Origin of the sequence: uncultured Exiguobacterium sp. (assembly GCF_964277885.1) — a bacterium.
In the GTDB taxonomy this organism is placed as follows: domain Bacteria; phylum Bacillota; class Bacilli; order Exiguobacteriales; family Exiguobacteriaceae; genus Exiguobacterium_A.
In genome coordinates, this window is record NZ_CAXYJR010000005.1 from 1,117,163 (window position 1) to 1,131,336 (window position 14,174).

The window sequence follows — 14,174 nt, forward strand, 5'->3', positions numbered from 1 at the left end:
GCGACACAGGGAGTGTTTTTCTAAATATTCTACTTTATTCGACACGTGCGCCCTCCGGAATCGGATGTTCCGGTACGACGAGAATCGGCATCCATTGTTCCGAGCGACCGATATCAAGCACTCGACCGGACTCTTCAGGCGTACGTCCAGGTATATTGAGTACGGCAATCGCTTGTTTTCCAAGCAACTCATGAACATCGGGTCGCAGTGATTCCCAGTCGAGTGAAAAGAGGCGTGTAAATCCATCGAATTGTAGTTCAAGCTGAATCGAGCCGTCTATGCGATTTTCAATCGACTGGATCGTACCAACACGTATATCTAAAGCATCGAATAATTCAAGTGAAACTACTGGTTTCATGGACAATGGTGTACTTCCTTTCGATGTGAAGCATTGAATTGGTTAGGCATCAAGTGAGACGTACGTAGGTTCATAGGTCGTCCATTCGATATCAGGTGTTTGATGATTCGCAAGCTTCGCTAATTGGCTACCGAGATAAGGTCCGATCGTCAAACCGGATGCGCCGAGTCCGTTCGCAAGGAACACGTTTGGATGATCTTGGAGCGGTCCGATCACCGGCAGGGAGTTTTTCGTATACGGGCGCAAGCCGATACGCAGTTCATCAATCGTCGTTTCTTCGAGACGTGGTAAAACAGGTAAGGCACGATTCAATAAGGCATACATCCCTTTGACGGTCGGCTTTAAGTCATAATCGGTCTGTTTTTCGTGTGTTGAACCGACGATCAATTTCCCTTCGTGGATCGAGACGAGATATAATCCGCGTTGTCCCATGACGACGGGCCATGTCGTGGATGTAGAATCCGTCAAATCGAGTTGAAGAATCTGTCCCTTCTCCGGATGCAAATCAATTTTAAGCTCAAGCGGGCGGAGCAGTTCATTTAACCAGACGCCCGCCGTTAAAATGAACTGCTCTGCCGAGTACTGTTCATTTTCCATAGTTATACCGGTGACGACTCCCTTGTCTACGATAAGAGAAGCGTCTCCTTCTAGTACAGTCGCACCGTGTTCGACAGCACCACGAATCAGTGCGGCACATAAGGCACGTCCGTCAACGCGGGCACCACCGGAAACGAATAAGGCATCCTCGATTTGTTCGACGAGCGGAAAAAGCGCCTTGACACGTTCTTGATCGAGTCGCTCGATGCGCTCGATGGCAGGAGCTTCCGGAAAACGGTTTTGCGCAATCTTCTCCATCTTTTCGATTTTTGACGTTTCGTGTAAGGCAATCGTGCCAACTTGCTGATAACCCGTACTTGTTTCACCGAGTGCTTCGAGTTCAGGAATCAATGTCTTGTAAAAATGAGCCCCGTTATTCGCTAATTGGTACCATGCCTTATTTCGTCGTTGTGTCATCCATGGACAGATGATGCCGGCTGCTGCATGAGAAGCTCGACCGGGTTCCTTCCGATCGACGAGTAAGACGCGTTCACCAGCCTTCGATAAATGATAGGCAGTCGAGGCGCCGAGAATTCCGGCGCCGATGATGATATGGGTGTACATGAAAGATTCAACTCGATTCTGTTCAATTGGAATATCTTTTATTGTAGCAGTAGAAGATCCGGGCGACTAGCTAGAGCGGGTGTCGAATCGGTAGCACATCGAATGATGGGAAATGATGGGGAAAGTGAACCTTTCCGAAGTCAATCACGTATACTAAATATACAGTTTCTAAAAACTGTGAATTGGACGATTAGAAACAGTTGAATTCGGAAACATACCCTTATAGGCATCATGTCCTGTCATCATCGACTTTGAAACGGTCCATCATGAAGGAGGGGAAGGCAATGAATATGAGTCAAGCCATCGTACGCAAACGCTACACGGATCATACTTTATTTTATTCCGCCATCCTAATCTGGAAATTGCTATTCTTCCTGCCGTTGCTTATGTTCGTTAACAGCGGCACGGACCATGTGTTTCAAATGTACTTCGTACCATACCTTACGGTCATCTTCCTATTTCGTGTAATGACCTACTTTGCGACCTATAAAGCATCTTTCATGGAGATGACGGAAATGGGTCTCTCGCTATCCTTGCTGATCGCAGATGTATATTTGATTGTGTTGTTCGATATTCCACTTCCGTTTGCATTAATTATCCTTGCGCTTGCCTTACTCCACTTTACTGCGGCATTCAGTCGTTTTCGTTGGTTCCGCCGTCGTCTTTGGTTGAATCGACATCTTGAGATCCTCAATTATTTGACGGATCACGGTGAAGTACCCATTAAAATTGCCGTCATGGCAGAAGATGAGATGCTTGTGACGACGAAGAGTGGAAAAGAGTTCACGTATCGTCAAGTCTATTGGAGCGGCTTTTATATTGAACATGGCTGATTGCTATATGAAAAGGATTTCTCCACGGAGGAATCCTTTTTTTGTTGCATTTGAAAAAATATAGTACGCTTACATAGGAAAAGGGGGAGTAAAAGTTGATTCGTTGTATACTGATCGATGCGAATGACACAATCATTTTGACCAATGATGTAAGTCGGACACAGGAACCGGGCATCACACGCTATTTCGTTGATTTCGATCAACCGACAGATACAGAAAAGCAAAAATTGATTGAGGTCTTTGATTTTCATCCGCTAGCGATTGAAGATTGTTTCCATTACTTACAACGCCCGAAGCTTGAATATTATACAGAACATAGCTTTTTTGTCCTTCATGCGCTTGATGAAGGAACGTTGATGAGTCGCGAAATCAATTTGTTCGCTAGCGACCGTCATCTCGTCAGCTACCATGAGCAATCTTCGCCAGAAATTGATATCGTGTTTGAACAGTGTAGCCAGCGCCTCGACAAACAAGAAACGGTCGACCTCGTCCATAAAATCATGGACAAGATCGTCGATGGTTATTTTCCGATTGTTCATGCGACGGAAGATGAATTGTTTGCACTTGAGGAACGCTACCGGACGCGTGGAAACGATCGTCAGTTGATGGAGGAAATTTTCGAACTACGCGCACGGTTACTTCGAATCTCACGGACGGTCATGCCGATGCGGGACTTATTATACCGTGTCGTCGAATCGAAGCGGTTATCGATTCATCCGAAGAAACAGGCATTCTTTCGCGATCTATACGATCATTTACTGAAGTTATCGGAAATGATTGAATACAACCGATTAATGACATCTGAATTTCGAGATAATTTCATCTCTCTCAACTCGTACCGGATGAATAGCATCATGAAGACATTGACGATCTTCACGACGATTTTCATGCCGTTGACGTTCATCGCCGGTATATATGGGATGAACTTCGAACATATGCCAGAACTGACGACCCGGTATGGTTATTTCGTAACGTTAGGGGCAATGGGACTTCTCGCTTTAGGGATGATTCTGTTCTTCAAAAAAAATCGCTGGTTTGATGAATAAGGGGGGATGTAAGTGGATATTCGACAATTGCTCTTTTTTACAACGATCGTCGAGCAAGGCTATAATTTAACGCGTGCTTCGAAGCATTTGTCGATCTCACAACCAGCGCTTAGTCAGATGATTCGCGACTTTGAGCAGCTGGAGCAAGTAGAACTATTCATTCGAAAGCACGGACGGTTGATAGGATTATCGGAAACGGGACGTCAATTGTATGAGGATGCGAAGATCGTTCTGACACGTCATCAAGCATTGATGGGTCATCTACGTGAACGCTCGAACGTCGTCCGAGGAAAGGTCCGTCTCGGTATCCCACCCGTCATATTACCAGTTTTATTTTCGCAGCTGATTCCGAAGTTCATGGCGGAACACCCTGGCATTGAACTCGAAATCATCGAGGAGGGGGCGTTTGAACTGAAACGTCGACTGTTACTTGAAGAACTCGACTTGGCGATTTTGATTGAACCGGGTGAATCCTATGGTATCGAACGTTTTCGATTAATCGAAGATGAGGTCGTCGTTGCCGTGCGTCCGAATCACCCGTTTCAAGCAAAAGAAGCGCTATCGTATCGTGATATCGGAAATGAACCACTCGTCATCTTGAATGACCGATTCATGTTGCATCATCAAATACTATCGGAGTTTCGAAAAGTGCAGCAAGAACCGAATATCTTCTTCATGTCAGGGGCATGGGATTTGTTGATCGGGATGGTCCAAGAACTTGACGTCATCTCGATCCTACCGGAGCCTATACTACGATTTCATCATGCGGATGACATTAAAATCATCCCGTTCGACCCACCGATGTTATGGGATGTCTCGTTGAACCGACTCGTCGGGACAGAATTACGTCCTGTCGTCCGACACGTTCATCAATACATCGTCCACTATTTTCAGTCGTATTGGCCTACGCCTGCGCGATGAAGAAAAAAGACCGGAACGCATCGCGCTCTGGTCTTTTTGTTGAATAATCATGTTTCATGAAGTGACGTGTTGCGTCAGACTGCGAATCTGCTTAGCTGCTTGTTTATAAGGGGTCAGCGTCTCTTGTGCCTGTAAAGTCGCGCGTTCACTTTCAAGTTGCTCGAGTGTTTGGCGTAACAGGTGCTCTGAAACGGCTGTTAAAGAAACGTCCAGATGTGTCGCCGCGACTGCGAGCAAGCGTTCTTCTTGAGTGGCAGTATATGCGAGTGCTTCTTGTTTAGTTAATGTCGCCAGCTCCTCCTTCAACTGCTCCTTCTCATTTTTTTCAAAGAAGGCTTTCGCATTCCGGAAGTGGCGTTTGACGCCGACATAAGGAGTTGCATCTTCGAAAGGTCCGTCAAACGTCATGTCATTTAATCGAGAGACCGTGACAGGCGCGAGCTGGAAGGATTCGTTCCATTGCTCTAGCAACTGTTGCTCCTCTTGTTGACGCCGGATCAAGGCAGCTTCGAGCCATTGGTCGACACGGAAATGTGTGACCCGGAGCTCTTGTTCAAAATCGAACCGAAGGAACGTTAACAGTTCCGTTAACGCATCCTGTAATGCCACTCCTTTGCCAGTTTGAGCAAAACGAACAGGATTATAGGCTTCCTTGAAAAAGTCAGGGAAACGGTAATAAATGCGTTGTACGACATGATGCAACAGCTCATGGATCTCTGCTTTGAGTGCAGGTTCGATCAAAGCGGCGCGATTGTCTTCGAAACGATCCGTGACCTGCTGTTCTAGAGTAGATAACTCAGCCAACCGTTCTTCTTTTCGCAACAGATTCGCTTCAGTCGCAGCGATAAATCGTTCGAGTCGCTGGACGGTCTTTTCCGTCTGCTCAGACAACGATACTTTGGCGAGACCGGTCAAATCCTCCGCTAGGAAGTGATGGAATGCCTCCTCGAATTCAGGTAAACCGGAAGTTGAATCCGATCGTTCTTGTTGCTTTTCGATGAGTCCTTGTAAGCTCGAGACGCCATACAGTCGAAGCGATCGAATCCCGAAGCGTTGCAATTCCGTCGCGACATAGTTCAAGACATCTTGACGTTCGCTATCAGACGCAGCGAGATCAATTGCGTTGACGAGGAAGAACATCTTATCGAGTTCGAATGCGTCTTTGACACGACCGAGTTGAATCAAGAATTCACGGTCAGCGCGGGCGAAGGCATGATTGAAGTACGTGACGAACAAGATCGCATCCGCATTCTTGATGTAATCAAAAGCGACCTCAGTATGACGGGCATTGATTGAATCTGCTCCCGGTGTATCGACGAGCGTCACGCCGAGACGTGTTAGCGGGCTATCGTAATAGAAATCGATGACATCTACAAAACAGCTTCGTTCTTCCTGCGCGACATACTGTTTAAAAGCGTCTTGATCGACCGTCTGGATGGTACCGATGAAGGATTGCACGGCAGGGAATCCTTTCAAGAAAGCACGTAAGAACGGATCCGTCAGTGACGCGGTACGCGGTAAGAGCGTATCGTATGCCTGTTTCGTTGACTCGAACGTCATCGTTCCGACCATCGCTTCATTTAAGTCCTCAAGCATCGCTGCTTCCGACTTGAACGTGACTTCTGCCACGCCGTGCGGGTGTGCAGCGTCAACCGGATGAATTCGGTTGATTGATGCCGTCGTCGGATTCGGAGAGACTGGAAGGACCTTATCTCCGAGTAAGGCATTGCAAAACGATGATTTTCCGGCACTGAAGGCACCGAATAAGGCAATCGTGAACGATTGATGTGTCAGTCGGTCCAATTTGTCATTCAAATAAGCGACGGCATCTTCAAAACCTTGAAGACCATTCAGATGATGACGGATTCGAGCGACGTCTTCCGGTGCATAACGGACGGCTTGTTGCTCACTGATCGTCGTCGCAATTTCAAACGCAGTAGTTTCTATCACTGATTCGTACCCAGTAAAGGAAACGATCGCCGCTTCTTGCTGAATCAATTGCTCCTCCCAGATTGAAACTTGCGTCCGAGCCTGTTCGAGTTGTTGGTCGGATGGACTCGCAACGCCATGCTCATATCGTTCGAGTGCTACGGTAGCCTGTTGCCATGCTTGAACGCTATTCCATTTATGCTGTAGTAACGTCTGTTGCTGCAATAGTTCAGCTTGTTCTTTCGGGAAAGTTGCCGTCAACTCTTGACGAATAAGCTCACGCCACGCGTTCGTTTCCTTGACGAACCATGCTTGTGTCTGTTCGGCGACACGATTCGTGAACTGGAGCACTGATTCACCTGTGATCGTAATACCGGTTGGCAAGGCACTTTCGAGTACGGAAAGCGGTGGGTCAAGTGAGAGCTGATCGATTGCGACGATATGCGTATCCTGCAAAAGACCAAGGTCACGTAACGATTGTTTCATCAAGTTACGTAAATGAAGCGAAATTTCAGAAGCGGTCACTGTCTGATAGGCACGGAGGACCTCTTGTGCGATCTCTGCTTGAGCCGCTTCCGTTTTTTTCGCGCTACGGAATAATCCAATCTTGAAATCACTCTGACGTGACTCGAGGAAGCGGCGCATCTTCTCGCGTAATTCGAACGGCATCAATGTCGCATTTTTCAAAAGTTGATCCCGATGAAGCGAAAACGTCTGTACCCAGCGGTCCGGTTGACGTGCTTCTAACTGTTGCGAGACACGCGCTAATTCGGTTTCGACTTTCGCCGGATCCTGTCGCTCAGTGTCATTCAATTGCTCAGCCATCGTCTCGTAGGTTTCTGAGACGAGACGTGTGAGATAACGTGTATGCTCCTGGTGAAGACTTTCAAGTGTCAGAGCGGCAGAAGTCAACAACTTCGGTTGAGCGTCGCGAATGCTTTGTTTGACGAGTTGTTCGACTTCCGTGAAATCGTTATGCGGATGGGCTGGGTTCCGTAGGCTCGTAAAGAAAATCCCTTTCGGCACGACACCGTGTTCGGCGAAGGACGCATGAACCGAACGACGGAAGGCGTCGAATGATAGTTCATCGTCACGATGTTTATCGATTTGATTGACGATTAAATATAATTCCGGCACGGCAGCTTGTAATTCATCCGTCACCATGAAGTTCAATTCGGATTGAACATGATTGTAATCCATGACGTAAAACAAGATGTCAGCCAAGTGAAGGGCAGACTCCGTTGAGACCCGGTGGGCATCATCGACCGAGTCGACGCCTGGCGTATCCATCAAGACGAGACCAGGAGGCAGCGCGGACGCGGCATGCGTCAAATCGATTTGTCGGACATCACCACTTTTCCCAAGCGATTGAAGATGCTCCTCTTGCTCTATTGCTGTCAGACGAACAGACGGCTGTTCATGAAAGTGAACGATTGCTGAATCCATCTCACCTTGCTGAAGGGTCACGATGTTCGCACTCGTCGGAATCGGACTCGTCGGTAAGACCGATTCACCCGTCAAGGCGTTGATCATGCTCGATTTTCCAGCTGAAAAGTGACCGGCAAACGCAATCGTGAACTCTCGTTTTAATAGTTTGCTAGCAAATTTATCTAGTTTATCTAAACGGAGTTGATCCGTTGAAGGTTGAATCAATGTGGCGAGTGAAGCCGTCGCCTCGAGTTGGTTCGATAATCGTTCCTCAAATGAGCGCATGCAATGAAACCCCTTTCTTTCAGTCATCGTCCAGTGTATCACGATTTTTTCCGTTTCGTCATCCTTCTGCAAACGTCAAAAACGATTCGCCAAGGAAGAGGCGAATCGTTTTTGATCGGAATCAAGAGGACGGAACGATTTCGTCCGCACGTGTCGATTCTTGTTCCGTCGAATGAATCCGGCGCAACAAGTGTAATTTGAAGAGATACATTACAAGCAGGTGAACATTCGCCTGTGTTGCCTTGTAGAGTATCCACGGTAAAGCAGGGACGAATTCATGGATAGCAATGATGCATTCCTGCGTACCGGGAATTTGCCGGAATTCAATCCGACCACGGCTGTCTTGCTCGACTTTTGCAAACAATCCACCGGTAATCCGGTATGTCGCCATGTGTCGATCGTGAACCGGTTCCTTCGTCAATTCCAGCAGCGGTTGGTCGTAAAACGGAATGTGGATTCCAACGACTTGATCTTTCACGGTTGACGATAGGAAGGGGCGGGCGAATGATGACAACCAGTTCATATAATCGTCGGCTGCCCAGTCGGCATCTCGATCCTTTGGTAAAAGGACCCGTTGGACTGAACGGACGTCAAGAACGTCTGGTGTCGAAGAAGACGAGGAAGAAGATCCTTTTTGTTCCTCCTCCTCTTTTAACGCATCTCGGACTGATTGTTCGAATGTGATTTTGCCGTCACTGATGCCGGGAATCATTTTTTCTGGATCTGCGACCATCTCATGGACCATGCTTTCAACGAGTGGATAGACGGTTTCTTTTGGTTCCCCTGACACGAGCGTCACCCAAAGACGGGATAACTTCACGGTCAATAAAGGAATATCGATCGTCGGTTGTCGTTTACCCATGATGTCGGCTGTTTTAAGGATCATTTCCTTATAGGTCATTGCTTCCGGTCCACCGATATCAATAGCCCGGTCTTTCACGTCGTCACGATCGACACTTTCACCAAGGGCATGAATGACGTCGGGTAAGGCTACAGGATGGGTCTTGTTACGTGTCCATCGTGGGAGTGCCATGACGGGGAGGCGTTTGACGAGTTTCGATAAGATTGGGAACGATGAACCTTTAGGACCAACGATTAACGCAGCCCGGATCGTCGTCACGGGTGTTCCGTACGCACCGAGAACGCGTTCGACTTCAAGTCGGCTCTTTAAGTGACGTGATAGGTCTTCTGTTTCCTCAGGGATGATACCGCTTAAGTAGATGATTTGCCGGATGCCGTTTTCTTTTGCGGCACGGGCGAAGTTATCAGCTAACAATAAGTCCATATTCTCAAACGATCCTTGTGTCAATTTGGCAGAAGGCATCATCGAATGGACAAGGTAGACAGCGATGTCCGCTCCTTTCATACCTTCGATCGTATCGTTTAAAGAAAAGAGATCGCACGATCGCCATTCGACGCGTTCCTCATTGTCCTTGTCGTCACCGTTTCGTGAAAGGGCAATGACGTCATATTTTTTCTTTAATTCATTCAGTAGGTTATGACCAATGTATCCGGTGGCTCCGGCTAAAGCTAAGCGCGTTGGCATGGATGTAAACTCCTCTCTTATATCTGTTGTAATGTACCCCCAATCGAGTCGGTTCAATCGCAGGTACTTTGACATGGGACGATTCAATATAAAAAGAATCGGGAATAAAACGATATGGATATGGACGAGGAAAGTGATAAAAACAAAGGGGGGCTTCAACCATGCAGTCGATACAATTCATGCAAGTGGGACATGAACGACGGTTCGATCTGTTGTGGAGACGCTTAAAACCGAAACACCGAGAAGATGCAGCGATGGTCTCGATGCTGTATCTTGCGACAGGACAACCACAAGTGCTCGAACGGTTCTCGGATTACTTCTTTCCGGATAGTGGTGAGTTTTTTGATCGTGAATTTCTGGCAGAACCTTATCCGAGTCCAGCGTTAGAAGCAATCATCCACTTGATTGTTCAACTGTATAATGGACGAACGACAATCACAATCATCGAGTTGATTGAACGATTGGATGAGCAACAGATGTCGCTCGTACTCGAAGCGATTAAATTACGGACTTACGGATGTCAGATGTTACAAAAGGTCGCAAAATCGTAACGACTCTAGTATGAATCCGATTAATGAAGGTACTCTTCTTCGTCGATCGGATTTTTTGTGAGGGAAGAAAAATTGTAAGTTCAAGAATCAATAAGAAGATGTTCGTGAATCAGAGTTCATTAAAATAAATCGCCATGAAAATAAAAGCTAAGTTTATTCACGAAGAACTAATTGAGATGGGCGGTGATTGGAAATAAGATGAAAGTATCAGTAAAAGGTGGTCTAACTATGGAAGGAGTGACATCATGCAGCTCAAAGAATCGATCTACTTTCACTCACCGATTTTCATCCAAAATTTGTTGACGACTTTACAAGGACGTCGCCTGTTCCATGAACGATACGGTTCCACCTATCAGCAACGCTTACAAGAACTGAAACAGAAGTTAGGACGACCGATTGACGTTCGAGCAGAACAGTTGCATCGATTGAACGAGTTCCTTGATTTTTGCCAAACGCACAGTCCGTATTATCAAGAATTATTTTCTTCCCTTGCGTTAGAGCTCCCTTTACGATCGATTGACGAACTAACACAGATTCCCCCTTTGACGAAAGAAATCTTACGGCAACAAAATGAGACCATCCATGCGCGCGTCCATGCTCCAATTCTAGGAAAAACGGGCGGTACGACCGGTAAATCGATTCAAGTTCATTATACGAAGGAAGACATGCAAATCCGAATGGCACATCTCGACTTCTTCAAATGGACCCATGGAGTCGATCAAGGGATGCGGCGAGCTAGTTTTACTGGTCAAACGCTCGCTTCCCCGCAACAAAAGGCACCGGTTTATTGGCGGACGAATAAAGTCATCAATCAGATGTTGTTCTCGATTAAAAACATCAATCCGAAAACCGCTGCTGCATACATTGAACAACTGAATCGGTTTCAGCCGGAATCGATTGATGGTTTGCCCTCAGGAATGATCGAAGTTGCGCGATATGCTAAAAAATATGGGATGACCTGTACGTTTCGACCTAAAGCGATTTTCCCAACGGCAGAAATGATGACGGCAGAAGAACGAACGCTCGTCGAAGACGTCTTTCATGCGCCGATCTATGATCAGTATGCGTCGTCAGAAGGGGCGCCGATCGTCGCCGAATGTCCGTATGGGAAAAAACATCTACATTATGAGATGGGTATCATTGAACGCGATGAGGACGGCGAAATTCTTGTGACGAGCTTTGATACGCACGGGACACCTCTCGTCCGTTACCGCGTCGGCGATCGGATGACGCTCAGTCGGGAAACATGTCCTTGTGGTCATCAAGGTCCGATCATCGCTTCGATCGACGGACGGGGGAGAAGCTTCATTCAACTTAGAAACGGACACCGTGTTTTTGAGGGCGAACTCGCGGGAATCGTTCGAGCGTTCCCGAACTGCATCGAACGCGTTCAATATATTCAAGAGACACGAGACGAGATTGTTTTATTATATGTTCCGGATGAGCGATGCTTCGAGAAAGAACATGAGAAGAAACTCTTTTTCGTTCTGGACCGACTGTTTGAGGGACAATTGAATGTCGTCATGCGCGCGGTACCGGAAATTCCGAAAGAAATCAGTGGAAAGACGTTACTGATTAAACAACAGTATGCATGACATACGAAAAAGCGAGATCATCGATGATCTCGCTTTTTCGTATGTCCTTAAACTGTCAGTCGCGCGGACAAACCGGAATCCAGATGGCAGATTGATAATCGGCGGCAGACGGGTCGCCTGCCGAATAAACTTCGAGTTCGGCGTGAGGCAGTGGGTCATATCTATGCGATGGGAGCCACTCTTGATAGATACGCTGCCACATCTCTTGAATGGCATGTGGCATCGGACCAACGACTGGAAACGTCGCCCAAAGACTCGCCGGAATCGTCATCGTTTCCTGACCGGGCAGGACTTCCGTTGTCGTCGTCGCGATCCAATAATCCATCGATACTTCGGTGAAATTGGAGCAGACACCAACCACACCCTCAATCTGACCGTCATTTTGTTTGAACAAAGTAGCATCTTTACCGGAATGATTCACATCATTCCAAAATAATGGAATCAGTTGTTGTAGGGCACCATCTTGCGTCGGAAAATGTTTTCGCCATCCTGAAATCTGCAAAGCCGGTCGTTCAATGAGTTGGTAATTCATTTGCTCCAGTCCCTTCAAGGTCACCTGAATACTCAGGCGGTTATAGGCGTGAATCGGACGTCGCTCGTTTCGCATCAACGTCGGGGAACAACCATGCTGACGTTTGAAGGCTTTTGTGAATGCTTCCGGCGTCTCATAACCAAAACGTAAAGCGAGATCGATGATTTTTTCGTCCGTCTGTGTCAATTGTTGAGCAGCAAGCGTCAGACGTCGTCCACGGATGTATTCGGGTAACGTCATCATCGCAAGTAATGAAAACGTCCGTTGTAAAGGATACGTCTGCATCTGCGACACACTTGTCAAAACGTTGAGATCGAGCGAGTCTTCTAAATGATCTTCGATGTAATCAATGACGCGTTGAATCGATTCGAGCCACATCTTGTCACCTCCTTGTTATCAGTATAGTAGAGCGATGATCGTCGGGCCTGTCCAAGGTGATAGTAATTTGTCAGGATGCACTTTTCCACGTTTTTGTCATCTTCCTGTCAGTTATTTACGATATCGTAGAGATATCGTAATCGTTACTTCCCTTGCGAAAGGACGTGATGACATGGGTATCAAAGAGCAGATCTATAGTCGCTCTCCTCTATTTCTCCAGCACCTCTTCACAACCCTCTATGGGTATCAATTGCATCGCGAACGGTATGGGCGTGTCTATCAGGAACGCTTCCAAAGTTTACTTGAGCGGGAAAATAAGCAAATTGACGTGGAAGCGGAACAACTGGAGCGGTTAAATAATTTTCTTTTATTCTGTACTCATCATAGTGTCTACTATCAGGAACTGTTTGCTGCTATGAGAATCCGGTTACCGTTAACAGATTTAGCCGAATTGAAGCAAATTCCTGTCCTTTCGAAAAATGTATTGCGTACTCGAATGAAAGATATTCGGACGGATGTCGCGGCCCCGATTCTTGGGAAGACAGGGGGGACGACGGGAATGTCGCTTCAGGTTCACTATACGGTGTCTGATATGCAGATTCGAATGGCCCATCTCGATTATTTCAAGGCGACCCACGGTGTCTACCGTGGCATGCGACGAATCAGTTTTACGGCACAGGATCTCGTACCGGAGCGTCAACAGACGGACGTCTACTGGCGGATGAATCGAGCGGAAAATCAACTCCTGTTCACGGTGAAACGGATATCCCCACGGACGATGGCAGCGTATCTTGACGCTATCGAACGTTTTCAACCAGAAACGATCGATGGTCTTCCGTCAGCAATGATTGAGCTCGCCCGGTTCGCGAAGCGAGAAGGGATCCGCTTGACGTGTCAACCGATTGCGATTTTCCCGACGGCAGAACGGATCGACGCGCAAGAGCGTCAAGTCATCGAAGAAGTGTTTCACGGACCAGTCTTTGATCAATATGCATCGTCTGAAGGGGCACCTATCGTTTCGGAATGCCGGTTTGGTCAAAAACATCTGCACCATGAGATGGGGATCATCGAACTCGATACAGACGGGGAGATTCTTGTGACGAGTTTTGATACACACGGAACCCCCCTCATTCGTTACCGGGTCGGAGATCGGATGACGCTCAGTCAGCGCACCTGTTCCTGTGGTCATCCGGGACCAATCATCGAATCGATTGACGGAAGGGGGCGGGCCTTCATCCAAAGACCGGATGGACAAAAGATTTTTGAAGCGCAACTGTCGAGTATCGTCAAACATTTGCCAAACAGTATCGAGCGTATTCAATATGTTCAAATGACGACAGATAGCGTATCGATCTACTACGTTCCGGACGCAGAGCGGTTCAGTCTATCAGACGAACGGCTTCTGATGGAACGGTTGTACCGTTTATTCGGTCGTGATATCCATCTCGATGTACAAGCCGTTTCTTATATCGATGCAGAGGAAAGCGGGAAAATTTTACTCGTTAAATCAAGTTTAACAGGATAAAAAAAGTGGACAGATGGCGCCATCTGTCCACTTTTTAATTGCTTCTCACCATATCTCGTGTAAAAGTACAAAACATCTCTGCTGTT

At 47.1% G+C, this 14,174-nt stretch carries 11 protein-coding genes; 6 read left to right on the top strand and 5 right to left on the bottom strand.

All coding sequences use genetic code 11. From position 1 onward, the window contains the following. Positions 1 to 34: 34 nt before the first annotated feature. Both ACHWTJ_RS07310 and ACHWTJ_RS07315 read right to left on the bottom strand, forming a co-directional pair. Positions 35 to 358, bottom strand: coding sequence for a hypothetical protein (locus ACHWTJ_RS07310; protein ID WP_294741150.1), 324 nt, complete (start codon positions 356 to 358; stop codon positions 35 to 37). 42 nt (positions 359 to 400) lie between these two features. Then, positions 401 to 1,519, bottom strand: a complete 1,119-nt coding sequence (locus ACHWTJ_RS07315) for an NAD(P)/FAD-dependent oxidoreductase (RefSeq protein ID WP_394679325.1) — start codon at positions 1,517 to 1,519, stop codon at positions 401 to 403. A 284-nt stretch (positions 1,520 to 1,803) separates the two neighbouring features. Here ACHWTJ_RS07315 and ACHWTJ_RS07320 point away from each other — a divergent pair, with 284 nt between their 5' ends. From ACHWTJ_RS07320 to ACHWTJ_RS07330, 3 genes are all read left to right on the top strand, one after another. Beyond that, positions 1,804 to 2,352: a hypothetical protein gene (locus tag ACHWTJ_RS07320; protein WP_294741154.1), complete on the top strand. Its 549-nt coding sequence runs from the start codon at positions 1,804 to 1,806 to the stop codon at positions 2,350 to 2,352. 95 nt (positions 2,353 to 2,447) lie between these two features. Beyond that, on the top strand, positions 2,448 to 3,398 hold the full coding sequence (corA, locus tag ACHWTJ_RS07325) for a magnesium/cobalt transporter CorA (RefSeq protein WP_394679326.1): 951 nt from the start codon (positions 2,448 to 2,450) through the stop codon (positions 3,396 to 3,398). A gap of 12 nt (positions 3,399 to 3,410) precedes the next feature. Then, a complete protein-coding gene (locus tag ACHWTJ_RS07330) occupies positions 3,411 to 4,319 on the top strand; it encodes a LysR family transcriptional regulator (RefSeq protein WP_294741158.1) in 909 nt (302 codons plus the stop codon). Positions 4,320 to 4,373: 54 nt separating this feature from the next. Here ACHWTJ_RS07330 and ACHWTJ_RS07335 read toward each other — a convergent pair whose 3' ends face one another. After that, the gene (locus tag ACHWTJ_RS07335) at positions 4,374 to 7,961 is read right to left on the bottom strand and encodes a dynamin family protein (RefSeq protein WP_394679327.1); all 3,588 of its coding nucleotides are present in this window, start codon (positions 7,959 to 7,961) and stop codon (positions 4,374 to 4,376) included. Positions 7,962 to 8,082: 121 nt separating this feature from the next. Continuing rightward, the gene (locus tag ACHWTJ_RS07340) at positions 8,083 to 9,507 is read right to left on the bottom strand and encodes an NAD(P)H-binding protein (protein WP_394679328.1); all 1,425 of its coding nucleotides are present in this window, start codon (positions 9,505 to 9,507) and stop codon (positions 8,083 to 8,085) included. 161 nt (positions 9,508 to 9,668) lie between these two features. Here ACHWTJ_RS07340 and ACHWTJ_RS07345 point away from each other — a divergent pair, with 161 nt between their 5' ends. Further along, on the top strand, positions 9,669 to 10,058 hold the full coding sequence (locus ACHWTJ_RS07345; RefSeq protein WP_294741164.1) for a hypothetical protein: 390 nt from the start codon (positions 9,669 to 9,671) through the stop codon (positions 10,056 to 10,058). A 245-nt stretch (positions 10,059 to 10,303) separates the two neighbouring features. Further along, positions 10,304 to 11,653, top strand: coding sequence for a phenylacetate--CoA ligase family protein (locus tag ACHWTJ_RS07350; protein ID WP_394679329.1), 1,350 nt, complete (start codon positions 10,304 to 10,306; stop codon positions 11,651 to 11,653). 55 nt (positions 11,654 to 11,708) lie between these two features. Here ACHWTJ_RS07350 and ACHWTJ_RS07355 read toward each other — a convergent pair whose 3' ends face one another. Next, on the bottom strand, positions 11,709 to 12,563 hold the full coding sequence (locus tag ACHWTJ_RS07355) for an effector binding domain-containing protein (protein ID WP_394679330.1): 855 nt from the start codon (positions 12,561 to 12,563) through the stop codon (positions 11,709 to 11,711). Between the two features lie 172 nt (positions 12,564 to 12,735). Between ACHWTJ_RS07355 and ACHWTJ_RS07360 the strand changes: the two genes are divergently transcribed. Continuing rightward, positions 12,736 to 14,088: a phenylacetate--CoA ligase family protein gene (locus ACHWTJ_RS07360; protein WP_294745864.1), complete on the top strand. Its 1,353-nt coding sequence runs from the start codon at positions 12,736 to 12,738 to the stop codon at positions 14,086 to 14,088. Positions 14,089 to 14,174 lie beyond the last annotated feature (86 nt).

Excerpts from the sequence above, each read along its gene's own strand:
- ACHWTJ_RS07310 (WP_294741150.1), bottom strand. The coding sequence starts at position 358 with ATGAAACCAGTAGTTTCACTTGAATTATTCGATGCTTTAGATATACGT.
- ACHWTJ_RS07315 (WP_394679325.1), bottom strand. The coding sequence starts at position 1,519 with ATGTACACCCATATCATCATCGGCGCCGGAATTCTCGGCGCCTCGACT.
- ACHWTJ_RS07320 (WP_294741154.1), top strand. The coding sequence starts at position 1,804 with ATGAATATGAGTCAAGCCATCGTACGCAAACGCTACACGGATCATACT.
- ACHWTJ_RS07335 (WP_394679327.1), bottom strand. The coding sequence starts at position 7,961 with ATGCGCTCATTTGAGGAACGATTATCGAACCAACTCGAGGCGACGGCT.
- ACHWTJ_RS07340 (WP_394679328.1), bottom strand. The coding sequence starts at position 9,507 with ATGCCAACGCGCTTAGCTTTAGCCGGAGCCACCGGATACATTGGTCAT.
- ACHWTJ_RS07345 (WP_294741164.1), top strand. The coding sequence starts at position 9,669 with ATGCAGTCGATACAATTCATGCAAGTGGGACATGAACGACGGTTCGAT.
- ACHWTJ_RS07350 (WP_394679329.1), top strand. The coding sequence starts at position 10,304 with ATGCAGCTCAAAGAATCGATCTACTTTCACTCACCGATTTTCATCCAA.
- ACHWTJ_RS07355 (WP_394679330.1), bottom strand. The coding sequence starts at position 12,563 with ATGTGGCTCGAATCGATTCAACGCGTCATTGATTACATCGAAGATCAT.
- ACHWTJ_RS07360 (WP_294745864.1), top strand. The coding sequence starts at position 12,736 with ATGGGTATCAAAGAGCAGATCTATAGTCGCTCTCCTCTATTTCTCCAG.